We start from the raw sequence: 23,829 nt of genomic DNA on the forward strand, positions 1-23,829 counted from the left end.
TTAATAATTTGAAAATAAGACGTTGACTGGTAGTCGTTTGAAGTACAAAGTAAATCAAAAAAAGCGGGAGCTAAAAAGAAAGCTATTTTTTTAATTGAGCACTTGAAAAAGATAGGGATAGTAGAAGCAGTATCAAGGATATTTTTTTAGTGATTGAGGTAAATATAATAATAGTACAATTATATTTTTTTGAGAGTTTATTGTTGAAAACAAATAATGTTCTATAATTTACACAAATCGTTGATTTTTGTATTGTATTTGTTGATATATTTGAAATATTAGTTTGATTTGCTGATAGTATATATTGTTTTTTCTAATATTATTATTGGCAAAATTATATTTTACACACTTCATCCATTATTAGTTAACATGAAAAAAATTTTACTAAGCATGAGCTTAGTGGGCTGTATGTTTATGGCTCATGCTCAAAGCCGAAATGATTGGTTTAAAGGAGAAATCCTGCTGACTAGTGGCGAACGTTTGGAAGGTAGTTTGGTGTATGCCAACGACGTAGAAGCTGTATCCGTCAAATTGCCAGGAGGTATTCAAAAATCATTTGGAAACACACAACTCCAATCTTTTGAGTTTTGGGATACAAAAAATCAGCGACTTCGCCGTTTTAAGACCAATACTTTACCAGAAAACGGTCGTGTGGCGGTCGTGGAAGTGGTATTGGAGGGAGATATTGAAGTAGTGAGATGCTTCAAAACGAACAAAAAAAACTATGCTCGGTCATTTTACAATCATTTGCCTCTTCAAGAGACGGAGCATAGCTTTTATCGATATTATGTGCACGACGGGGTCAGCCTTACGACTTTAGAGCATTTTTTAAAAAAGAAATATCGCCACAAATCAGCCCATTGGCGAGGTGAGCTTGAGTTGTTTAGAGTCAGAAACGACTTGAACAATGGGGTCTCAAGCTGGTTAAAAACTTTATCTTTCTTCAATACTTTGCAAGAAGATTGGAGGTGGCAACAAAAGCCCGTCCTGCTTAGGGATTCTTTGCAGTGGGCGCGGCAGGTTTATTAGAGTGCTAACCGATCAACTGCCTGCCAAATTCTTTCGGCTGGCATGCAAAGTGACAAGCGAATATATCTTTGTCCTTTGGGGCCAAAAATAAAGCCCGGAGCGATAAAAATATGCTTTTGGTACAGTAAGTCATCTACGAGTTTTTCAGCAGATGTCACTTCTTCAGGAAGCTTGGCCCACAAAAACATGCCTTCTTGGCTTTGATCATAAGTACAATTCAAAGCTTTCAAAAAAGCCTTGGCCGCGTCCAAACGGCTTCGATACACGTTGTTTTGAGCAATGTGCCATTCGTCAGCGTTTTGGAGAGCAGCTACGGCGGCTTGTTGAATTCCCAAAAACATACCAGAGTCTACGTTACTCTTGATAGTGAGGATGGCGTCTATGTAGTCTTTGGCTGCCGATAGCCATCCCACACGCCATCCCGCCATATTGTGAGACTTCGACATAGAATTGAGCTCGATGGCTACCTCGTTGGCTCCTTCAACAGACAGCAGACTAATGGGGGGCTTTTGGTTGAGAATGAGGCTATAAGGATTGTCGTGGCAAAGCAAAATGCGATGCTCTAGGGCAAACTTAACCGCTCTTTCGAATAACTCACGAGTGGCAGGGGCTCCTGTGGGCATATGAGGATAATTGAGCCAAATGATTTTGGTTTTGGGAGTGACCAAGGATTTCATGGCTTCCCAGTCGGGCTGCCATTGTTGGTTTTCCAAAAGAGGGTATTCAATTACTTTGGCTCCTACCATCTCACTTACGGCGCGGTAGGCTGGATAGCCTAGTTCGGGCACAAGTACTTCATCATCAGTATCTAAGAAGGTAAGGCTGATATGCGTGATTCCTTCTTTAGAGCCGATGAGGGGTAAAATCTCAGATTCGGGATTGAGGGCTACGCCATAGACCCGGGCGTACCATTGGGCAATGCCTTGTCGAAGTGCCGGAATTCCTTTATAGGCTTGATAGCCGTGGCTATTGGCAAGAGAAGCGGAGTCGGTGAGTGCTTTGATTGTCGCTTCGGAGGGAGCTTGGTCTGGGTTACCAATCCCCATATTGATGACATCATGGCCGGCTGCAATAAGTTTGCGGACTTCGGCGAGTTTGACCGAGAAATAATATTCTTGGGCTTGAGTGGCGCGTTGAGCGAGTTGGATAATCATTGACTAAATACTGGAACCTGAAAGAGTACAATAGGAAGAAAACCACCCAAACGTACCCATCTTATAATACAACAAACGGTTTGGGACTAAAACAAAGCACAAAGATAATGAGCGAAATCCAACCTAAAATTTGGCGCGTAAGATTTAGGGGTTTGGCATCGTCGGTAGGAGGGTGATAAACGCCCAAAATACGCCCTAATAAAAACCCAAACACTAAAAATCCTGAATAGCCTTCTGCTTGAGGGAAAGCTAACGAAATACCTAACTGAACCGTAACAGACAACAATGCTAACATCCAACTAGTGAGGGAGTTGGATTCGGAAATACGACTAAAGCAGATTTGTAAAAATAAAATGTACAGCCCTAAATAACCCACTTTTTGCCAGAAAATCTCGTCATCGGCAATCGCAAACTCTTCAGGATGATAGACTCCCAAACCAGCGTAGGTAATAAAAATAAAAAATAAAACGGGTGCTACAATTTTAAACTTTTTGCCCCCAATCAGCCCATAAAGTACGTGACCCCCGTCGAGTTGGCCGATTGGAATCAGATTGAGCGAGGTGAAAAACAACGCTAAGTATCCCGCTAAGATAAGAGGATAGTGGATGATTTCTTGAGGGGGAGGGAGGCGAGTGGGGTCTGCTACATAATTTTTAAAGAAAGAAAAGAGCAGATTATCTCCCAGCAGAATATTGCCACTCATATTTTGATTGGCATAGACTACGCGCGCAAATCCCATTCCAAATTTTTTGTATTCGGGATGAATTTTGAAGATATAATCTAAAGTGGGGAGGTTGGCAAAACCGTACCAAAGTACGCCTACTGCTACCACAAAGCCAGCCAAAGGGCCTGCAATCCCAATATCAAAATATTTTTGACGCGAACGGATGAATTCTTTGATGCGAATAAAAGCACCTAAGGTACCGATGGTCTGTCCAAACCCTAGCCACAAAGGAATATAAAAGGGAAGCGTGACGCGAACCTTGTGTTTTTTGGCGGCAAAATAATGACCAAATTCGTGGACTGTCAAAATCCCCAAAAAAGGAATAGAAAATTGAAATCCTTGCCAGAAGTGTTCCCAACCTAGCGGATTTTCAATTTTAAAAAAAGGCAAATCAAATGGGCGTCCAAACATCCACTCTGCCCCCGATAAAGAAGTGGTAATGAGCGTTGTAATAAACAACAGGAGTTGGATGATATGAATGCGTTTGATGTTCATGCTGTGTTAGAAATCGCGTAAGTATTCAATCATCGAAATAGGTTTTTGGACATGAATCGTCTGAATACCGCAAGTAGCGGCTGCTTTGATATTGTCAGCATTATCATCCAAAAATAAGGTTTCATGCGCTGCCAAACGTGCCTGTGCCAGCACCTCCTCATAAATGGCGGGGGTGGGTTTCATGATGCCCATTTCGTAAGAAAGAAAAAGTTTTTCGAAAAGAGAATCGAGTTTTTCGATACCAACCGTACGATAAAGGATTCGGTTTACTTCTTCGACGTGAATAGAACTTGTGTTGCTCAACAAAAACAAACGGTAGCCTTTTTGGGCGAGTTCTTGGAGTTTTTGGATGCGTTGGGGAGGAATGTCGAGCAAAAGTGAGTTCCATGCTTGGTCGATGGTCTCATCGCTCCAAGTATGTTGCTGGAGAAGTTCTCGGATATAGTCCCTAAACTGAACGGCGGATAGCTGTCCAGTTTCAAATTTTTTAAATACTTCGTTTTGATGAATGAGCCCTTGAATTTCGTTCAAGGGCTTTTGGGTCAAAGAAGCAAATGACTGAGCGGCGAGTGGTACATCAATATTGATGATGACATCGCCGAGGTCGAATATGATATTTTTGATATGTTTCATTTACTCAATAAAAACACCCATTGAACAAAACTTATCAATTCGTTGATTGATACGCTCCTCAGGGCTTAGTTTTTGAAGTTCGTTGATATGCTCCAAAATTACTTTTTTGAGGGTGCTAGCCATCGCTTTGTGATCAAGGTGAGCACCACCTAATGGCTCTGGTACAATACCATCTACCAAGCCCGCTTCTTCCATGTCTTTGGCGGTGATTTTCATCGCTTCGGCGGCTTGCTCTTTAAAATTCCAGCTACGCCACAAAATTGTAGAACAGTTTTCGGGAGAAATGACGGAATACCAAGTGTTTTCGAGCATCAGCACACGGTCTCCGATGGCAATTCCTAACGCACCTCCCGAAGCACCTTCACCGATTACGATACAAATCACCGGTACTTTGAGCATAAACATCTCCTTAAGGTTGCGAGCAATGGCCTCGCCTTGGCCGCGTTCTTCGGCCTCAAGCCCCGGAAATGCGCCAGGGGTGTCGATGAGGGTCACGATAGGCTTATTAAATTTCTCAGCCAATTTCATCAGGCGAAGGGCTTTGCGATAGCCTTCTGGATTGGCCATACCAAAGTTGCGTTGCTGGCGTTGCTTGGTATTACGACCTTTTTGCTGGCCAATAATCAAAAGATTTTGCCCATCAATGTTACAAAAACCTCCCACCATAGCGGGGTCGTCGCGTACGGTACGGTCGCCGTGAAGTTCAATAAACTCCTCACACATAAGCTCAATGTAATCGAGCGTGTAAGGGCGGTCTGGATGGCGCGAAAGCTGTACCCGCTGCCATCGAGTGAGGTTTTGGCTTATATCTTGCCTCAATTGTACGATGCTAGTTTCGAGTCTAACGACGGCCTCCGATACATCCACTTGGGTAGTTTCAGCTAGTTTCTTAAGCTCTATAAGCTTGGATTCAAGGTCAGCCACAGGTTTTTCAAAATCTAAATAGGTTGGCATAGCGTAAATTGCTTACAATTCAAAAGTTTGTCCTTTTACAGGAATCTCAACATTTTCGTACCCCATAGAAGTCAAAGTATTTTTAAATGCTTCCATGCTTGGGGCTTCTCCGTGCACGAGAAATATTTTTTTCAGGGTTGTGGGAGATTGTTGTTGTACAAATCTGACGAGGTCATCGCGGTCTCCGTGGCCGCTAAATACGTCAATTTTTTCGATATTGGCCAATACTTGTTCGTCTTTCCCACGAATACGTATCGTAGTTTGGCCGTTGAGAAGGCGCCATCCGAGGGTACCTTCGGCACAGTAGCCTATCAGCAAAATAGTACAGTAAGGATTACTAATGTTCTGAGCTACATGGTATTCGACGCGTCCGCCACGTACCATTCCCGAAGAGGAAATGATAATACACGGCTCTGTGTGGTTTGATACAGATCGACTGGCATCGGTACTTTCAAGATAGATTAAATTTTCGAAATCAAACAAGGTTTCGTTGTCTTCATAAAACTCTCGCGCTTCTCGGTTTAGCATTCGAATGTTGCGCTGATACACCCGAGAACTTTCAAAGGCCAACGGACTATCAGCAAACACTTTGATGGGAGGGAGATGATTGTCAGTGTAGATTTTGTTGAGGGTGTACAAAAGTGCTTGCGTACGTCCCACGCTAAAAGAGGGAATAATAAGACGTCCGGGAATATCGATGCAAGTACGGCGAATGACATCTTCTAAGGCTAATTCGGGAGTGGTTTTGAGATCATGGAGGCGATCTCCATAAGTACTTTCACACACCAAATAATCTACTTGCGACAATGTGCCGGGATCATTGAGTAGGGGATAGCCCTGCCGTCCAATGTCGCCCGAAAAGCCAATCACTTTTTTTTGCCCTTTCTCCCAAGTTTCTACCAAAATATGAGCAGCACCCAATAAATGTCCCGCTGGCACAAAAGTCACAAAACAATCGTCGGCAACTTTAAATCTTCTATTAAACGCTAGTGGTACAAAATTTTCAAGCGCTTCCTTTACTTGTTTTTCGAGATACAGATCTTTAGGAAGGTCTTTCTTTTTTTTGCCTTTTTTACGCTTAGGCCCATTGGCGTTGTTGATTTCGTTGAGGCGTTTTTGATTGAGAATCGCCGCATCTTTAAGCAAAATCGCCGTCAATGAGTAAGTAGAGTCCGTACAGAGGATTTGCCCTTCATAGCCGTCGCGGTATAGGTTGGGGATATTGCCTGAGTGGTCAATGTGGGCGTGGGTCAACAAAACCAAATTGATACTGGAAGCTTCGAAGGGAAAAAGCGCGTTAGGAAAAGGTGTTTCTGTTTCGTTTTGAAGACGTTTGCGGTCGCCACTTTCAAAGTCTGAGCCACAATCTACCAAAATTCGATAATCGTTGTCCAATTCTAGGAGGTACATGCTGCCTGTAACCTGTTGAGCAGCACCCCAAAATGTTAATTTCATATATATTGCTCGCTCCTTGTCCCAAAGGGGGTTATTACATTCCTCTAACGAAGGGACTCAACCAAAGGTTTATAATGTTTGAAGAATGATTGTTACAAAAGTATCAAAAATGATGATATATACCACATTTGGGACATTTATTGAAGCAACAGAAAGCTATTTTGGTAGGATTTTGATTGAGTAAAGTTACTCAGTCAAAGGCACTGAGCGGGCAATACGCTCTTCGAGAGAAATGAAGGTTTCGGTACGTTGGATACCGCCTACTTTTTGGATTTTGTCGTGTAATACTTGGCGGAGATGTTCGGTATCGCGGCAGACTATTTTGGCAAAAATACTATAAATTCCCGTAGTATAATGAATATTGACCACTTCAGGGATACGTTCGAGTTCAATGGCTACTTCTTCGTAAAGTGAACTTTTGTCCAAATAAATCCCTAAAAAAGCGCTTATATCCCAACCTAAGCGGGTTTGGTCAACTAATAATTGAGCTCCTTTGACAATGCCAAGTTGCTCAAGTTTTTTCATACGTACATGTACAGTACCGCCTGATACGTTCACTCTTTTCCCAATTTCGGTGTAAGCCAAATGCGCATCTTCTAACAAAAGTGCCAGAATTTTGAGGTCTGTACTGTCAATTTTGTCAATTTCTAAATTTCGGTCCATGATGAAGTGATAAAATTGAATTTTATTCAACAAAAGTCGTGTTTTATTAAATAAAATCAAAATTTTTAAAATTTTTGCTATGAAATTTGCAATGAAAGATGAAAAGCATTAGTTTTGCATCGTCAATACTACTCACACGAAGTATTTAATAAGTAATGTTGAGTAGGTTTTAGTGACAAAGTTCTTTTATACTGTAGGATGATGAAACTTGGCAGCCATGCCCTCCTGTCTCGGGGGTGGTGACCACAGGATAAACACGATATAATGCCGGCACTCTAGTCGACTGGGGTAGACCACCAAACTTTGTATCGCGGCTAACTGCACCGTGGGCGGTTCGAATCCCCCTCCTACAGCAAGATACTTAAGGATAGCTTGTTGGACGATTTCGCACTGCGAACTATTGAATCTAACAAGTTATCCTTTTAAAATATCCCAAGAGGTAGCGTCGATGACACAACCTCAAAAAATAAAGAAACTATTTGGTTTTTAGTTTGTTGATGAAGTGTAATTGCGACACGCAGGCTCAACTTGAGGCCTGTGTGTTTTTTTTATAAGCTCCAAAACTATAAAATCTAGGAAAGATTGCCTTGATTTGTAGGTCTATCCCTATTTTTCTAAATCTATTTCTATGATTTTTACGTCTGACGCCGTTGTTTTGGGGCTTTTAATGATTACCCTCGCCATTATTTTTTATACTGCTTCTCTTGAGCATCCTTTCTGGAAAAAACTTTATACAATCGTCCCCCCTTTATTGCTTTGTTATTTCATTCCGGGTCTTTATAATTCGTTTGGAATTATTTCGGGCGAAAAATCCAAATTATACCCCGTTGTTTCTCAATATCTACTGCCGGCTTGTTTGGTCTACTTTACGCTTGGCATGGATTTTAAAGCAGTGCTGAGATTAGGCCCCAAGGCACTCATTGTATTTTTTGCGGGTACACTTGGAGTGATGTTGGGTGGTCCTATTGCGGTTGCTATAGTCAAAAGCGTAGCTCCAGAGGTAGTAGGTGGGCAAGGGCCTGAAGCTGTGTGGCGGGGGCTATCGACGATTGCAGGCAGCTGGATAGGAGGCGGTGCCAATCAAACTGCTCTCAAAGAGATATTTCAACCCAGCGACCGCCTGTTTTCGCAGGTGATTGCAGTAGATGTTATCGTGGCTGAGATTTGGATGGCAGTACTTATCTACGGTGCCGGGCAAGCGAGTAAGATTGATACTTTTTTTAAAGCAGATGCCTCTTCTATTGAAGAATTAAAACATAAACTAGAGAATGAACAAAAAGTATCACAGCGCTTGCTCACGCTCAAAGATTTGGTATTGATAGGAGCGGTAGGGTTTGGGGCTACGGGGTTCGCGCACTTTTTTGCCGATTTTATGGCTCCGTGGATTAAGGAGCATTATCCTTCTCTCGAAAAACTAAGCCTTACCTCCAGCTTCTTTTGGGTCGTATCTACAGTGACGTTGATTGGTATTCTGCTTTCTTTTACGCGTTTACGCCAACTTGAGTTTGCGGGAGCTTCCAAAATAGGGAGCCTTTTCTTGTATATTTTGGTCGCAACTATTGGGATGAAAATGGACATTTTTGCAGTTGCCGAAAATCCTGGGCTGTTTGCGGTCGGTATCGTTTGGATGGCGACGCACGTGATTATTACACTAGGTGTTGCCAAGCTTGTCAATGCTCCTTTCTTTTTTACTGCCGTAGGTTCACAAGCCAATGTAGGCGGGGCGGCTTCGGCTCCCGTAGTGGCGGCTGCTTTTCACCCTTCTTTGGCATCTGTAGGGGTTTTGTTATCTATACTAGGATATGCCGTAGGTACTTATGGCGGGTACCTGACTGGCTTGATGATGCAGTGGATTGTGGAATAAAAACCATGTAAAATAAATATTTTGAAGAGTAGATAATCGACATATTATACTTTTCAAAATATTATACCAAAGCATATATTACCTATAACCTGACCAACCTATCTATTTCTATGAAAATTACTACGTATATCTATTCTGACCATTATTACATTTTAAGTACTGCTTTGTGAGCCAACTTCGCCACCGCTAGCTCACTTTCGATTTTTCTATTCTAAAAACCATGGCTAATCAAGCAAACCTGTGAGGGTTTTTAGCAACGTATATATATATGCTTGAGGAAAAAATTAGCTTGCTTTGGCGTTCTGATTATTAGTACTTAGTGGGCTTTTTTGGAGCTGCCTATTTGCTCATCTTATGCACCTTGCATTTTGTAAGTTTTTCATTATGAGGGCTTTGTTGGTTTTTCTGAATTGCCAAGCGGGTACTTATTAATTTGCTATTCAGCATTTTTATTTTTAGCTTACTTCTTTTGATATTATGTCTAACCATCCACACATTTACTCTATTACACCATGGACAATGCTAACCCTCGCCTTGCGTTTCATCAGAACCAAAACCCTTATTATGACCCTATTGTAGTTAATCGAGAGGTGGTAGAAGCTCATTCTTCTCTCAATTGTATTCCTATTTTTGAAGGATTCTATCTGCATTGTCCGTTGGCGGCTATTCAGATTTCTAAAAAAGATATTTGTTTGGTGATAGATAATGTTTTTTGTTCGGCGGCTGATACAGATCTTTGGACGATAGATTCTGTTCCTATTTCGTTGATTTCAATCGCGGTGCCTTGGGAGTGGGCGTATACGAGGTATCCTCTCGAAGTTTTTTATAGTATCAGAGAAAAGTTAAGCCTAGAACTTACCCTGACAACGCTCAGTTTTAGTAGACAAGATTTGCATAACTTGTTGAATATTAGTTTTTTGCAGGACTCTCTGTGCGACAAAGGATTAGCTAAAAAACAAATGATAGGAAGTCTATTGGATGGTTTTTTTGCGGATTATTTACCTGAACTGTTTTTTACGCGAAAAAACGTGGTTGTCGAAGCGAGCACACAAGATGATGAAAAACTTGTCCAACTCTACGACAAGTATATCGCCCAACCTCTGATAAAACTCCCTTCGCTTGAAGACATAGCAGATGAGGCAGGCATGAGTGTGTCAAAATTAAAGAAAGCATTTAAAGCCAAATACGGAAGGCCCGTATTTGAATGTCATACCGAAATAAAACTCAACTATGCGCTGGATTTACTCCAAAATGGATATAAAGTAGAGGACGTGTCAAAACTTTTGGGATATAGTCAACCAATTAAATTCATTAATGTTTTCAAACGATGGTTTCATATCACTCCCGGCAAAGTAAAGAAAAATGTCTCTTCAGACTCAGAATAAGCTTTAAACACAAAAGAGCCTCCTCATAAAATGGAGAGGCTCAAAAAGTCATTACCACTACTTTAATAAGTTAGACAAATATACCAAAAGTATAATTATTTATCAAAATTTTTTTATTTTAAGGTTAAAATAAAAACAATACTTACAGTTTTCTGTGCCACGACTATGAAAGGACAGGCTGCTACGCCACTGACCCGAAGTACTTTTAAAGCCTTTTGCCTGGGTCTTGAGCACAGCGAAAACGGAGGTTTCAATCCTTGTTCTAATGGAAAGTGCTTTTAAAGAGCATATTCACTACAACTACGACTTTCTTGAATCTAATCCTGAATTCTTACAAACATTTTATACTCCCAAAACTTGGTCTCATAATCAAAGTTTCATAACTTGTTAAATAAATGACTCGTAACGTTATTGGGAATGAAACTTACGTTAACATTTTATCCGAAATATCAGCCAAGTATCACGCTTACTGTGGTATATGTTCCTGAGCTCGATAATGCTGGAATGCGTCCTTACTTACATGTATCTAGTAACACCGCTTATGTAGACTGGGAAAACTTTAAAATATTTAATAATACAGACATTAAAGCCAAAAAGGAAGCTTTTCAGCGTCTGCAAAGGATTGATTAAAGGGGGCGCAACAGACGCCCTCATTGTATTTTGAGCCATTTTAAACCATTCTAACCATTCTATGGATAACTCTTTAGGATATTTTCTTGTTGATTTCCTTTATGAAAGTAATGAGGGAAGTGATTCGATTGTAGTATCGCAGGTTGTAAAAAAAGATGATAACTGGGGAAATTTAGTGAAAAATGCCCCCGTCGTGGAGAATTATAGATGTGTGGGTTTTTTTGCAGATATGATTCCCGTAGATTATGATCCTACAAAACATTCGATACTGAAAAAAAAACTTTAACTTATTCTCCAAAAACTTGCTTTCTGAAGTCGTCGTTTTCTTTGGGTGTAGCCGAAAGTAGGCAGTTCGCGATGTGTTTTAGGCTATTGATATTGTATTCTATATTTTTCAAGCTAATGAATAACTAATGTTTGGTTTGTTATAGAGTGTAAGTGTCTGTTTGCCAATATTTTGATATTGGTTTTCGATTGCTTCTTGTAAAATTGTTTATATGATAACTGATTAATTAGAATAGTTATTTGGGGGTTCTAGGAGCTTAGTGGAAAGAAAAAATGAGCCGAGCTCCTTGAACCTTGGCTAGATTTCGATTGCAGTAGTGAGTTTAATTTTGGTGATTTTGTTGATAACACATTGTTTAATTTGTAATATATGACTTTAATAGTTGCCCATAGGAAAAATGGAGACATTACGCTTAGTTCAGATTCAAGAATATGTTTTGGTTTAGACGACGAGTGTTTCGATTTTGGCATAAAAATTTTCTCGTTTGATGTAATTATCCGGAATGGTGGGATAGGGTATTTAGTTGATGGTAGAATTGAAAATTATATTCATCCTTCTATACCTAATATAGATGAATTTCGAAAATATAGTTTAGGAATAGGTGTAGCAGGAAGTGCGGTATTTGCTTATACGATTAAAGAGTTTATAAGTTCTAAACTCAATATTTTATTTCCTATGGGTGACCATAGTGATTTATCTATGGTGGGTGTCATGGAACTTATTAGACATTCCTATCAATTTGTTACTGTTGAGCTTAGGAATGTGCTAGGTTCTCGTGCTAAAAGCAATTTTGTAGTTACTGGATATTGCCATGTTGAGCAAAAGCAAAGAGCATTTTGTTTTTATATTGAAGAGCCTAATGTAGGTAGGGCAAAATTTCTTTATAAAGAAATTCTCCAGAAAGATGGGACAGAGTGTTTTGGTTCTGGGAAAGATATTGCTGAAGAAATATTAAAAGCAAAGCAAGGGATTAAACCTTTAAGATTAGTAAGGGAGGTAATAGAGTCAAAGAAAGACCCAAGAGTTGGAGGGGGAGTACAGCATGGAGGGTTTTTAAAAGAGGGGAAGTGTTTTAGTGTACTTGGGGTCTACGATATAGAACATACGCCCTTAGCTACAGATGATAACGAGTTTAGTCCTGTTTTTGAAAGAGCAAATCCAATACATCTAGACCCGTTACAATATCCTTTTATAAGAACGGGAGGTACTTATGTGGGATTAGATCACGAGTGAGTTATCAAAAATCTACTTTAAGATTATTGAATTCTGTCTTTAGATAAACTTTCAAAAATTTTCAAATTAGAAACCTGAATAATTTGTTACTTTTAGGTCATTTTCAATGCAAAAGTTCAGAAATGTTTTTATTTCATCTCTATAAAATTCATGTTCTGGATGTAGGTTGATGAAAGATTCAATGGCGATTAAAACTTTATCTGCTGAATGATATTCAGGAGTGTAATCATTTGTTTCGAAATCTTCGCCATATTCTTCTTTCATTGATGCTAATTGTTCGTCGTCTAAGTCATAGTCACCACCCACTGAATCCTCTCCATTTAATAAAAAATCAAAAGCATTTTCTTCTAAATTTGAGTCGAGTGCCAATTGTCTGACTTCTTTTTCGTCTGCAACGTTGATAAATTCTCTGAAAAAATCAATTTCGGGCATAGAGGGAGCATTTTTAATTTCCCTGTTTTCTGGGCTTTTATAAGTCAAATACAATTCCATTGGTTACTGTTTTTAGTTTTAAAATTAGTGGTTTTTCAGGTGGTCAAAATAATTATTGCCTGAAAATCCACCGAATATGTTCTTTCTACGATTTTCACTTAAACTATCTCATTTTCAAAGTCTCATTGACTAACTCTATTTCGATGCGATCGTCATTGTACCTAATATTCTAAATAAGCCGTGAAGGTGTCACCTTGGTCAAAATGAAATGGATGGATGCTAGAGGCTAGGGTACTTCAATCTTCATAAGAAACTATACCCGCGAAAGTAGAAAAAAGCAAAACACCAAAAAATACCGTAAAACCAGTATTTTACCGCTTGATAACTTTTTTGTAAAAAAATACACTTCTTCTTCAGTAGGTGGTCAATTATGGATTATTGGGATTCGTTGGCCAATCAAAGGGGAGATGTACTACCAAAAAAACACAAAAAGTGCCTTAAAACCAAGTTTAAGGCACTTTTTTGTAGTAGGACGTATCAGGACGTGACATCCGGGTGATCCCGTTTGGACTCGAACCAAAGACCGACAGATTAGAAATCTGTTGCTCTATCCAACTGAGCTACGGGACCCAACGCTTAACGTGGCGCAAAAGTAAGGTTTTTGTTTAGTTTTAACAACATTCTTTTAAAAAATTGTAATTGCCTTCACAAACTCCCTATTTTTGCAGTCTTAGTGCTGTACATGATTTTACTTTAATCTTATCGCGAGTGAATATCTATCCCGACAAAATAACTGACGTATTCCAAGCCATTTACGCCAAAAATCCCACCCTTATCGTACGTGCTCCGGGTCGTATCAATCTCATCGGCGAGCATACTGACTACAACGACGGTTTTGTGCTTCCGGCGGCTATCGACAAAGCCATCTATTTTGCTATCCGAGCACGCCCCGACCGCCTTTGTAAGCTGTACGCCGCCGATTTGGAACAAGCCTATGAGTTTTCGTTGGATAATGTCCAAAAGTCTTCCGTTAGTTGGGCCAACTACCTCATTGGCATGGTGAGCGAGCTTTCAGCGGCGGGGTTGACGATTCCCTCAGGTTTTGAGGTGGCTTTTGGGGGCGATGTACCCAACGGCGCTGGGCTTTCGTCGTCAGCAGCCGTGGAGAGTGGTATGGGCTATGCCTTGAGTGAGTTATTTGGCTTGAATATCAGTCGGTTAGATTTGGCTTTGACGGCACAGTTGGCCGAGCATCATTTTGCGGGGCTACAGTGCGGCATTATGGACATGTTTGCGTCGATTCATGGTAAGGAGCAATCAGTGATTCGACTCGACTGCCGTGATTTGAGCTATGAGTATTTTCCGTTTGATTTGACAAACTATCGCATTGTACTTTGCAACTCGGGCGTGAAACATACTTTGGCGGAGTCGGCCTACAATACTCGCCGTCAGGAGTGTGAGGAAGGGGTGGCGATTTTAAAAAACTTTTATCCCAGCATTCGGAGCCTAAGAGAGGTAAGTTTAGCCCAAGTAGAAGCTCATCGCGACGATTTGCCTGATAATGTCTACCGTCGTTGCCGTTATGTCACTGGCGAAATCGAACGCGTGGTGGCGGCTTGTGAAGATTTACAACGCGGTGATTTGGGTGCCTTTGGACAAAAAATGTACGAAACCCACGCGGGATTGAGCCAAGATTACGAAGTGAGCTGCGTAGAACTGGATTTTTTGGTCGAGGCCGCTCAAACCTTAGAGGGAGTGATAGGTGCCCGAATGATGGGGGGCGGATTTGGGGGATGTTCGATCAATATCGTCAATACCGAAAAGGTAGAAGATTTTATTGAAGCTATCTCTACGGCTTATCTTAATCAATATCATCGTCCGCTGGTAAGTTATGTAGTAACGATTACCAATGGAGTCGAAAAAATAGGGTAACTTCGCCCGTCTATCGCTAATTACAGTTGATTAATAATATATGAAACGCTCCCTGAATCTCCAGAGATTACAAAATGAAACGTTCGATATCTGTATCATAGGTGGAGGGGCAAGCGGAACGGGCTGCGCGTTGGATGCGGCCTTGCGAGGATTGAAGGTGGCACTGATCGAAAAACAGGATTTTGCGTCTGAGACTTCGTCCAAATCTACCAAGCTCATCCACGGAGGGGTTCGGTATTTGGAACAAGCATTTAAGAACTTTGATTTTGCGCAACTCAAACAAGTACGGCATGGGTTGGAAGAGCGGCAGATTGTGCTCCAAAATGCGCCCCACTTAGCTCGCCCCTTGCCTTTGCTCACGCCGGTGTTTAGTTGGTGGGAGGGGCTTTACTTTAGCATTGGGCTACGGATGTACGATTTTTTTGCCAAAGGCGATGCCTTGCCCAAAAGCCGTTGGTTGAGTAAAAAGGAAACCCTACTGCGAATGCCTTCTTTGGATGCCAAAAAACTTCATAGTGCGGTTTTGTATTTTGATGGTCAGCTTGATGATGCTCGTTACTGCTTGGCCTTGGCACATGCAGCCGATGAAGCGGGAGTGGCTATCGTGAATTATACTGAATTGCTTGATTTTGAAAGAGACAATGCAGGTAAACTTACCACTGCGGTAGTCAAACCGCTAGAGTCTGACTCGTCTTTTGGAATCAAAGCCAAGATTTTTGTCAATTGTACGGGAGCGTTTGCGGATTTTGTGCGACTCAAAGCCAATCCTACGCTTTCTCATCGGATTCGTCCCAGCAAAGGCGTACACGTAGTGTTGCCCTACGAAGTCCTGAAAAGCAATGATGCCATGCTCATTCCCAAAACGAGCGACGGGCGGGTGGTATTTGCGATTCCGTTTGAGGGCCAATTGCTCTTGGGTACTACCGATACCGATTACAAAAATCTAGAGGCAGAGCCTATTTTAGAAGACCAAGAGGTTGATTTCCTTTTGGATACGTTGGCTCCTTATCTGGCCAAACGCCCTGACAAAAGCCAAGTAAAAGCGGGTTTTGGTGGGTTGCGACCTTTGTTGGCCGCGGGTGATTCTAAATCTACCAAAAAACTTGTCCGAGACCATGAAGTGGAGCACGATGAGCATTCTAATTTGGTGAGCTTGCTGGGAGGTAAATGGACTACTTATCGGTACATGGCCAAAGATACTATTGACAAAACCTGCGAATTGTTGAGGCTAGAACGCCCCTGCCAAACGGCCAATCATGTGCTAGTAGGAGGGGAGGATTATGCGTTTGAGGATTGGAAAACAATCCAAATGGTATATCGATTGGCCAAGGACATCTCCAAACATTTGATTCGAAAATACGGAAGTCGGGCGCATAAGGTGGCACGTCTGACGCAAGAAAATATCCGATGGTCACAACGCTTGGTCGAAAAGTATCCCTTCATCCAAGCCGAAGTGATCTATCAAGTAAGAGAGGAAATGGCGCTCACAATACGCGACGTGCTGGCTCGTAGGATGCGTCTCGAAATCATGGATTGGGAAGCTGCTCAAGAAGCTATCCAAGTAGTTGCTGATTTGATGGCGCAGGAACTTGGCTGGACGCCTGCCCAAAAAGAAAGTCAAGTGGCGGATTATTACCAACAGATAGCTTTTTTTGTGAATACAGCGGTTAAATAAAATAGCCTATTTGAGTTTTTGAAGAAAAGCTAAACTCTGAGGAACTTGCGTTTCGGAGCGAGAGGACTCATCTTCGATGATTGCGTACTCGACACCGATTTTAGAAGCTACTTTCATGATAGAGCTGATGTCGATGTCGCCCGTACCAAGGGTGACATTGGTTTCGACGTCGGTTCGCCCATTTTGATTGCCAACTGTCCCGATTTTTCGGTCTTTTAAGTGTAGCAGTGGAAAGCGATTGGGATATTTTTTGAGCATCGCTACGGGGTCTTGTCCTGGGTGTTTAATCCAGTACGTATCCATTTCAAAGTTTACGTATTGGGGGTCTAGTTTTTGGGCTAATTCGTCAAACAGCGTACTTTTTCCATAAGGACGAAATTCATATCCATGAGGATGATAGCAGAACGTAATGCCTTGTTCGCGTAAGATTTTGCCAGCCTTGTTAAAAACCTCCGTGGCTTTCTGAACGTGTCCTATGTTAAAATCATCGCCTTCGTGCGGAATCCAAAAACAAACTACGTACTTCACACCCAGAGCTTTGGCGTCTTTGGCTACTTTTTCGGGCTGAGTAGCTAAGTCCGCAAAATCTGCCCCACTTCCTATGGGAGTAAGATTAAATTGTTGGAGGAGAGCCAAAAATTCTGGGATAGTTTTGCCGTAAGTTCCCGCTAATTCTACGTATTTTACACCCATTGTATTTAATTTAGCCAGTGTAGTAGGTACATCTTTGGCCAATTGTGTTCTGAAACTGTACAATTGTACGGCTATTTTGGGGGCTTGTGCATTACTCATATAAAAGGCAGAGAGCAGGATACCGAGTATAAATGTACGGATGAGGCGCATATTCATGGATAAATTTTCAGTGTTGGTACATTACAAAGACCGTTGTTCCTGTTTTCTATCGAACAATGCCCCGATATAAATAATATTGCGACGACTTTAAACCATTCTCATTCGCTAAACTCTCATGCTTATCACAACTACTAACAACATCGAAGGGAAAAAAATTTTGCAGTATATCGGCTTGGTCAACGGCGAGGCAATCATTGGTGCTAATTTAGTCAAAGACTTTTTTGCAGGTGTCAGAGATGTCGTTGGCGGTCGATCGGGAGCCTACGAGCAGGGATTGCGCGAAGCCAAAAGCATTGCACTCAAAGAGATGATTGAGCAAGCTCAACGTTTGGGAGCTAACGCTATCATTGGGGTAGACCTTGATTATCAAACAATAGGAGGTAATGGTTCTATGCTGATGGTCAGTGCCAATGGTACCGCTATTATTTTTGAAGAGCCCTGAAAAAATCTTCACATAGAGGGAGAGACGTATAAGGCTCTCCCCTTTTTCTAACTCAAGTATACTCCGATTTCGTCGCCAGTGAGTTTGACATGGATGTGCTCACTGAGGGTGGTACTCAGCGAATACCCTACATAGTCAGCCGAAATAGGAAAAGAGTGATGCCCACGATTGACCATCACCGCCACTTGTAGGCGCTTGAGCGCGACTCCCAAAAAAGGCGCTAAGCTATAAGCTAGGGTTCGTCCCGTATTTAAGACGTCGTCGACTACCACAATCGCCTTTCCGGCAAGCATTGTTTTGTCGATGTTGAATTGAATAGGAGCCGTATGAGGATGTTCTTTGTTGAGGTTAATGAGCATCAGAGTCACTTCCATTTGGGAAATACCTTCAATAAATGAGCGAAGTAAACGGGCCATTTCATAACCTTCTCCCGTAATTCCGGCCAAAATAATGTGTTTTTCTTCAAAGTTGCGTTCATAAATCTCAAACGCAATTCGCTTGATTTTTTGCAATGTTTGTTTGTGGGTAAGAATGGCTTGCTGCACAGGTTCTGTTATTTATAGTAGCTAGATGAGATGGGCTCACAATTTTAAAAAAAATCGCGAGTTTGGCACAATTTTAGCCAACAACTATTTGAAATCAAACACTAAATGGTTATTTCCTCATGAGAATCTTTCAAAAAATATGCTTGACGTTGATAATCAGCGGAACTCTATGTAGCTTCATGGGAGGGAGTACTGCACGAGACGTCGAAATTGCAGAAAAAATCAAAGGCTCCTTTAAGAATGGGAATGCGAGTGTGCTAGCTGATTATTTTGAACGAAGTTTGGAATTGGTCATTGATGCTGAAAAGGTCGATTTTAGACGCGTAAGGCATGAACAAGCGGAGTTGATTCTAAAGTCATTTTTTAAAAAATATCCCCCAAAAGACTTTAAATATGGCTTTCAGGGGACAGCTTCTAAGGTGAGATATTGTACTGGAACTTACCAAACAACCAATGGCGTTAAGTTTCAGGTGTACATATTGATGAGGGTAACTAAAAATGATTATTTAATCAATACCCTTCATTTTAAGAAAGAGTAAACAAAATAGGCATCATTATTGATGCCTATTTTGTTTACTCTTTTATTTGATTGTGAAGGTGTTATCTTTAATTCCTTTGTTGACTTTTACCGACGATACCTCCGCTTTAGAACTAAATTGTGCATTGCCTTGCTCGCGGGTAAATGGAATCTTAACCCCAAATCCATCTTTAATCTCTTTGTAGTTGCTCAGGGTGGCATTCATCATACCTCCTCCCATGCCTCCACGCATACCTCCTCTTTGACCACCACCGGGGCCGTTGCCACCACCACTTGGGGGTTGTTGGCCTTCGGGGCGCTGACCTCCACCTGGGCGCATGCCTTCCATGTTTGCCATGCGTTTTACTTTGAGTCCGCTTTCCACGTCAAAAAATTCGTTCCATTTACGACCTTCTGGGATTGCAATTTCTACTTTCCACGCATCTTTGCCATCTAGGGCTTCTTTGCCAAGGACCGTTTTTTGTACGCCATATTCGGCATAGAGTAATTCAGGAAAAGGGACATTTTGGAGAATCATCGCTATGGCGTCTTTGCCTTCAGCGGTGCGTTCGTTGGTATTACCTCCAAAACCAGATACGGTAGCGACTTTGGAACCATCGCTGGTGGAGCGCATGACCTCGTTGCCCATCATATATATAACCGAAGAAAACTTATTAGGCTTTTTGATTTTGACTTCCATCTCCATGGTGCCACGTTGGGTTTCGGAAGTAGTGCCGATGGTCATGTCTTCGATTTTGGCGATGGCGTCTTTTCCGCCAATAGCGTTGAGGTACTTATCGATGATGGCATCGGCTGTGGGGGTGTCTTGTGCGGTTACGGAGAGGGTTAGGCCGATAAACATCGCACTCAAAATTATTTTTTTCATGATTGTTGGACAATTAGGTGAAAGTTGTTGAAACTTGGGTTGAAAACGAACAAATGTACATAAAATGCAATTTTTACCGTGAATCTTGTCGCTACATTTTGGGAAAACACCGCCCAAACTCCACTTCAAATCGTCGAAGACCCTTTTTTGGTCGATAGAGGGATTCGACTTTATATCAAAAGAGACGACCTTATTCATGCGGAAGTCTCTGGTAATAAGTGGAGAAAATTAAAATATAATCTAATCGAAGCCGAGCGGCTTGGATTCAAAACACTTTTTACGTTTGGAGGAGCCTATTCAAATCACATAGCAGCGGTCGCGGCGGCTGGAAAAGAAATGGGCTTTCAGACAATAGGAGTCATTAGAGGAGAAGAATTGTCGGCCGATGCCAATCCTACCTTACGATTTGCGGCAGCTTCTGGTATGGAGTTGATTTTTGTAAGTCGTGAAGCATATCGAGATAAATCAGGCTTGGCGGCTATGTATGGCAATGGATGTTATGTATTGCCCGAAGGTGGGTCAAATCACTTGGCAGTTTTGGGAATGTCTGAAGTAATGTTAGAAATCAAGCAGCAACTCAATGCTCCCATTCACTATATGTGTACCGCTTTTGGGACGGGAGCTACTGCCGCCGGGCTTGCTACGGATGCAGATACCAAAGTGTTGGTTTTTCCAAGTTTGAAATTGAGTTCGGAGGTGGTTAAAAACATGATTGGGAGCTATCTCTCAACTAATGTTAGTAATCTAGAAATAATGAATGATTACCATTTTGGGGGTTATGGACGGACCAATGACCTGCTCTTGGATTTTGTCAAATCTTTTGAAAATCAAACGGGTATTCCATTGGAGGAGGTATATACCGGCAAAATGATGTTTGGTATTTATGATTTAGTAAAAAAAGGCTTTTTTCGCCGGGGAGATACACTCGTAGGTTTGCATACGGGAGGATTACAAGGAAAAAGAAAATAGCCCCGAAATCTCGGGGCTATTTGTCTACCTATTAACAGCCATGAAAACAAATATTTTTATGCCACACTGGGCTTGAAAGCAAATCGTTGGATAAAATAAAAACTACCAAATAGGACACTACAGTAAAACAAATCTCCCATGATAGTGTTGAAAAACAGATTTCCAAAAAATGTAGATTGATAAAATGCAAGACCAGCCACATAACATGCTATCAATCCTTGCCAATTTTGGGGATAAAAAGTACCGTTATACCAGACAAAGAAATTTGTCACTAAAAAAAACAACGTAGAAGCAAGTAAACTTGCTGTTACAATTCTTGTAGGTGTTACTTTCTTCAAAAGTACAAAACCTAATACTGTAATCAAAGCAAAAGAAACATACGAAGGAAGAGAAGGATTACCGATGATTGCATCACTTAGGAGCATTGCCAGCATAGGAATCACGAATGCAAGAGACTTGCGGTTAAAATAAGCCGAGCCAAACAAAGCCATAGCTCCGATAGGAGTGAAGTTGAAAGGATGCGGCACTACCCGAGAAGCAGCGGCTAATAAAATAAGCATAGCCACGGTAGTAAATCTCGATAAACCTGAATTCATGACTGCGGTAAAATATTCTCTCAATAATGTTAGAATTTGGTTGAGTACAAGTTCTTAACAGAACTACGGTGTAAAGATAAAATGATAATTGGCAATTTTCCAAGTAATGTGTCAAAAAAACACTAAAAAAAATGACAAATACTGAACTAATCCTTAAGATAGTTAAACAAAGGGGATTTTAGTCGGTTTTTTGTAGTGGGTATTTAGGGTATTTCGGCTAGTAATGATTTAATCAAAAAAGTCATATGAGGCTCTGCTTTTGCGGCGGCGGCCAGTATTTTTTGAATTTCAGCTTTTTCTAAAGTTTCTGGAATACACATGTCTGTGATGACTGATACGCCAAAAACTTCCAAATTCATATGCCTTGCAACGATTACCTCAGGGACGGTACTCATTCCTACGGCATCTGCTCCGAGCATTCTTAACATTCGGTATTCGGCTTTGGTTTCTAGCTGAGGACCTGTCACGCTGGCATAAGTACCGCTGTGGCTAGCGATTCCTTCGGATTGGAGTATCTGAGTAGCTTTTTCAATCAAACTTAGGGAATATGGCTCACTCATGTCAGGAAAACGATCACCTAGGTTTACCAGTTCGGTTCCCCTGAGTGGATTTTCTGGTAGAAAAAGGCTGATATGGTCATTTATGATCATCAAATCACTGACGCTGAAAGCTGGATTGAGACCACCTGCGGCGTTGGAAACTATCAGTAAATCAATGCCTAACAGTTTCATGACACGCACGGGCAAGGTTACTTGCTGCATAGAATAGCCTTCATAATAATGAAACCGCCCTTGCATACAAATCACTTTTTTGCCGCTAAGAGTTCCAAAAATCAAGCGACCACTATGAGACTCTACGGTCGATACGGGAAAATGAGGAATGCTATCGTAGCTGATACTGTAAGCAATGTCGATGTCGTTGACGAGAGCGCCTAGACCTGTTCCTAATATAATGCCGATGTGAGGTTCGAAATGGTCGGTAGCAGTTTGGAGGTAAGCAGTAGCTTCGTGGATGGCTTGTAGTGACATAGTCAATGAATTGATATAGATACTTGGGCAAATATAACGATAAAACCGCTCCTTAGGAGAGCGGTTTTATCGTTTGACTAAAGGGAGAACAAACAGTCATCATCAAGGGATGATTTTGACCGTATGACATCCTTTAGGAGCGCTGATTTTGGCAGCTTGTTTGGTAAGAGCAGGTGTACCCCCTTTGGTTACTTTGAAAAATTCGATACCACCGTCACGACGACCATAGTCGAAGTATTCATAAAGAGAAACGGCTACGTTATCGCCAGTTTTGTCAAACACGATGCTTTCAGGGGCAATCCCGTCTATTTCGTAGTCCGCTACTTTTGCAAGTGCTCCTTCTTTTGATAGTGTCAACAGAGATACAGAGGCTTTGCTTACATTGCCACTCCAAGGTTGGGCCGAACCATTTTTGTTGGCAACGACTACCAAGGCACCGTCAGGGCTGATAGAGAAGCTCTCTGCACCTACACCTACTGCTACTTGACCTATTACTTTATGCTCCGCAGCTTTAGGGTCTTCGGTTTTGGTATTGAACTGGACTACCGCTATTTCACTAGCAGAGGCTCCGTCTTTTAAATCAGCGACTAAGAAGAAGTTGCCATCAGGCGTAAATGCCCCTGTGCCAGGTTTTCCTGAGAGTTTGGCGGGCGTGCCAAATGCTTCAAAGGTTGCCACTTTGCCTTGGGGATTACGTTTTACTTTGTAAAGCCAAATTTCTTTGGTTTCTTCGACCGTAATCGCAATAAACTCTCCCTCTGGATGCCATGCTACGTCAGTAGCACGGGCGTTTTGTAGGGGGAGAGGAATGGCTACGTTACGAGTAGGTAAGCCACCGGTTCCGATTTCGAGCAAACGAAGTTCTTTGCCCGTTTCTTCGGAAGTAATAACGGCATTGCTGCCCAAAATATCGATAGCGAGGGGGTTTTTGCCAATGGGCGCTTTACGAGCCGAAGGCTTAGTAAGGTTGGAAATATCGACGATGTACAAATTGCTACCTTCGGGGAGATCGGTCGCCACATTTTTGAGTACTTTGGCGCTGTCAGCTGTTTGTCCGCGTGTTTCGAGTACGTAAGCAAAACGATTGTCAGAGGTAAAGGCTACGTTGCGTGTCCAGCCAATCGCGGAGTTAGGGACGGGAGAAGAACCTTCTTCTTGACCGAGTTTGAGAGGTAAGGGATAGATGGTCAACGCATCTTTTACTCCCGTTTCTTTTAAGAGTTTTCCATCCACAACAGCAGAGGCTGCCATATCGCCATCAGATAGTGAAAGAATACCTTTGGCATTGAACTCAATGGTGGGTTTTTGGGCAAAGATAGCGGTGGTACTTAGTAGAGCTATCCCAAATGCTGCACTCAATTTTTTCATGGATTTGTGCGGTGGTTTTTAGGTTTAACAAACGATTAAAAATTGGTTAATTCTGCATAGATACGAAAAAAACCTTTAAAAA

At 41.6% G+C, this 23,829-nt stretch carries 24 protein-coding genes and 1 tRNA gene; 11 read left to right on the forward strand and 14 right to left on the reverse strand.

Features of this window, described 5'->3' with window-relative positions:
* Positions 1–369 precede the first annotated feature (369 nt).
* Positions 370–1,029 (forward strand): hypothetical protein, encoded by a 660-nt coding sequence (locus G563_RS0125545; protein WP_028667829.1) that lies wholly within the window; start codon positions 370–372, stop codon positions 1,027–1,029.
* On the opposite strand, the gene G563_RS0125550 is transcribed toward G563_RS0125545, so the two are convergent.
* The 6 genes from G563_RS0125550 to G563_RS0125575 form a co-directional block, all read right to left on the reverse strand.
* Entirely contained in the window at positions 1,026–2,183 is a 1,158-nt protein-coding gene (locus G563_RS0125550; RefSeq protein WP_028667830.1) for a pyridoxal phosphate-dependent aminotransferase, read from the reverse strand. The two genes, G563_RS0125545 and G563_RS0125550, sit on opposite strands and share 4 nt — an antisense overlap.
* A 61-nt stretch (positions 2,184–2,244) precedes the next feature.
* Positions 2,245–3,402 (reverse strand): site-2 protease family protein, encoded by a 1,158-nt coding sequence (locus G563_RS0125555; protein WP_028667831.1) that lies wholly within the window; start codon positions 3,400–3,402, stop codon positions 2,245–2,247.
* A 6-nt stretch (positions 3,403–3,408) separates the two neighbouring features.
* Positions 3,409–4,035 carry an HAD family hydrolase gene (locus G563_RS0125560; protein WP_028667832.1) on the reverse strand — a complete coding sequence of 209 codons (627 nt, stop codon included), beginning with the start codon at positions 4,033–4,035 and terminating at the stop codon, positions 3,409–3,411.
* The gene (locus G563_RS0125565; RefSeq protein ID WP_028667833.1) at positions 4,036–4,989 is read right to left on the reverse strand and encodes an acetyl-CoA carboxylase carboxyltransferase subunit alpha; all 954 of its coding nucleotides are present in this window, start codon (positions 4,987–4,989) and stop codon (positions 4,036–4,038) included.
* Between the two features lie 12 nt (positions 4,990–5,001).
* Positions 5,002–6,444, reverse strand: coding sequence for an MBL fold metallo-hydrolase RNA specificity domain-containing protein (locus tag G563_RS0125570; protein ID WP_028667834.1), 1,443 nt, complete (start codon positions 6,442–6,444; stop codon positions 5,002–5,004).
* Between the two features lie 186 nt (positions 6,445–6,630).
* Complete coding sequence (locus G563_RS0125575) at positions 6,631–7,107, reverse strand: Lrp/AsnC ligand binding domain-containing protein (RefSeq protein WP_037328210.1); 477 nt, start codon at positions 7,105–7,107, stop codon at positions 6,631–6,633.
* Between the two features lie 628 nt (positions 7,108–7,735).
* On the opposite strand from G563_RS0125575, the gene G563_RS0125580 reads away from it, so the two are divergent.
* The 5 genes from G563_RS0125580 to G563_RS0125600 all read left to right on the forward strand — a co-directional run bounded on the left by G563_RS0125580 (position 7,736) and on the right by G563_RS0125600 (position 12,505).
* Positions 7,736–8,971, forward strand: coding sequence for a DUF819 family protein (locus tag G563_RS0125580; RefSeq protein ID WP_037328212.1), 1,236 nt, complete (start codon positions 7,736–7,738; stop codon positions 8,969–8,971).
* A 512-nt stretch (positions 8,972–9,483) separates the two neighbouring features.
* Entirely contained in the window at positions 9,484–10,356 is an 873-nt protein-coding gene (locus G563_RS37255) for a helix-turn-helix domain-containing protein (RefSeq protein ID WP_028667837.1), read from the forward strand.
* Positions 10,357–10,773: 417 nt separating this feature from the next.
* On the forward strand, positions 10,774–10,986 hold the full coding sequence (locus tag G563_RS35885) for a hypothetical protein (protein ID WP_051211202.1): 213 nt from the start codon (positions 10,774–10,776) through the stop codon (positions 10,984–10,986).
* Positions 10,987–11,047: 61 nt separating this feature from the next.
* A complete protein-coding gene (locus G563_RS0125595; RefSeq protein ID WP_028667838.1) occupies positions 11,048–11,272 on the forward strand; it encodes a hypothetical protein in 225 nt (74 codons plus the stop codon).
* Positions 11,273–11,641: 369 nt separating this feature from the next.
* A complete protein-coding gene (locus tag G563_RS0125600) occupies positions 11,642–12,505 on the forward strand; it encodes a hypothetical protein (RefSeq protein ID WP_028667839.1) in 864 nt (287 codons plus the stop codon).
* 66 nt (positions 12,506–12,571) lie between these two features.
* On the opposite strand, the gene G563_RS0125605 is transcribed toward G563_RS0125600, so the two are convergent.
* Complete coding sequence (locus G563_RS0125605) at positions 12,572–12,997, reverse strand: hypothetical protein (RefSeq protein ID WP_028667840.1); 426 nt, start codon at positions 12,995–12,997, stop codon at positions 12,572–12,574.
* Between the two features lie 496 nt (positions 12,998–13,493).
* A tRNA-Arg gene (locus G563_RS0125610) sits at positions 13,494–13,567 on the reverse strand.
* A 138-nt stretch (positions 13,568–13,705) separates the two neighbouring features.
* Here G563_RS0125610 and G563_RS0125615 point away from each other — a divergent pair.
* Both G563_RS0125615 and G563_RS0125620 read left to right on the forward strand, forming a co-directional pair.
* A complete protein-coding gene (locus G563_RS0125615; RefSeq protein ID WP_028667841.1) occupies positions 13,706–14,869 on the forward strand; it encodes a galactokinase in 1,164 nt (387 codons plus the stop codon).
* A gap of 40 nt (positions 14,870–14,909) precedes the next feature.
* Positions 14,910–16,544 carry a glycerol-3-phosphate dehydrogenase/oxidase gene (locus G563_RS0125620; protein WP_028667842.1) on the forward strand — a complete coding sequence of 545 codons (1,635 nt, stop codon included), beginning with the start codon at positions 14,910–14,912 and terminating at the stop codon, positions 16,542–16,544.
* Positions 16,545–16,550: 6 nt separating this feature from the next.
* Here G563_RS0125620 and G563_RS0125625 read toward each other — a convergent pair whose 3' ends face one another.
* A complete protein-coding gene (locus G563_RS0125625) occupies positions 16,551–17,393 on the reverse strand; it encodes a sugar phosphate isomerase/epimerase family protein (protein WP_028667843.1) in 843 nt (280 codons plus the stop codon).
* A 118-nt stretch (positions 17,394–17,511) separates the two neighbouring features.
* On the opposite strand from G563_RS0125625, the gene G563_RS0125630 reads away from it, so the two are divergent.
* Positions 17,512–17,838, forward strand: a complete 327-nt coding sequence (locus tag G563_RS0125630) for a heavy metal-binding domain-containing protein (RefSeq protein ID WP_028667844.1) — start codon at positions 17,512–17,514, stop codon at positions 17,836–17,838.
* 47 nt (positions 17,839–17,885) lie between these two features.
* Here the strand turns inward: G563_RS0125630 and G563_RS0125635 are convergent, their stop codons facing one another.
* A complete protein-coding gene (locus G563_RS0125635; RefSeq protein WP_028667845.1) occupies positions 17,886–18,383 on the reverse strand; it encodes a phosphoribosyltransferase family protein in 498 nt (165 codons plus the stop codon).
* A gap of 119 nt (positions 18,384–18,502) precedes the next feature.
* Between G563_RS0125635 and G563_RS0125640 the strand changes: the two genes are divergently transcribed.
* Positions 18,503–18,922: a DUF4783 domain-containing protein gene (locus tag G563_RS0125640; RefSeq protein WP_229598565.1), complete on the forward strand. Its 420-nt coding sequence runs from the start codon at positions 18,503–18,505 to the stop codon at positions 18,920–18,922.
* A 42-nt stretch (positions 18,923–18,964) separates the two neighbouring features.
* Here G563_RS0125640 and G563_RS35890 read toward each other — a convergent pair whose 3' ends face one another.
* Positions 18,965–19,786 (reverse strand): LolA family protein, encoded by an 822-nt coding sequence (locus G563_RS35890; RefSeq protein ID WP_037328215.1) that lies wholly within the window; start codon positions 19,784–19,786, stop codon positions 18,965–18,967.
* A gap of 78 nt (positions 19,787–19,864) precedes the next feature.
* Here G563_RS35890 and G563_RS0125650 point away from each other — a divergent pair, with 78 nt between their 5' ends.
* On the forward strand, positions 19,865–20,755 hold the full coding sequence (locus tag G563_RS0125650; RefSeq protein ID WP_084650981.1) for a 1-aminocyclopropane-1-carboxylate deaminase/D-cysteine desulfhydrase: 891 nt from the start codon (positions 19,865–19,867) through the stop codon (positions 20,753–20,755).
* Between the two features lie 56 nt (positions 20,756–20,811).
* Here the strand turns inward: G563_RS0125650 and G563_RS0125655 are convergent, their stop codons facing one another.
* The 3 genes from G563_RS0125655 to G563_RS0125665 all read right to left on the reverse strand — a co-directional run bounded on the left by G563_RS0125655 (position 20,812) and on the right by G563_RS0125665 (position 23,747).
* The gene (locus tag G563_RS0125655; RefSeq protein ID WP_028667848.1) at positions 20,812–21,351 is read right to left on the reverse strand and encodes a DUF6580 family putative transport protein; all 540 of its coding nucleotides are present in this window, start codon (positions 21,349–21,351) and stop codon (positions 20,812–20,814) included.
* 203 nt (positions 21,352–21,554) lie between these two features.
* Entirely contained in the window at positions 21,555–22,379 is an 825-nt protein-coding gene (locus G563_RS0125660) for a purine-nucleoside phosphorylase (RefSeq protein WP_037328217.1), read from the reverse strand.
* A 102-nt stretch (positions 22,380–22,481) separates the two neighbouring features.
* A complete protein-coding gene (locus G563_RS0125665; protein ID WP_028667850.1) occupies positions 22,482–23,747 on the reverse strand; it encodes a beta-propeller fold lactonase family protein in 1,266 nt (421 codons plus the stop codon).
* Between the last annotated feature and the right edge of the window lie 82 nt (positions 23,748–23,829).

It is taken from the genome of Runella zeae DSM 19591, assembly GCF_000423565.1.
GTDB lineage: Bacteria > Bacteroidota > Bacteroidia > Cytophagales > Spirosomataceae > Runella > Runella zeae.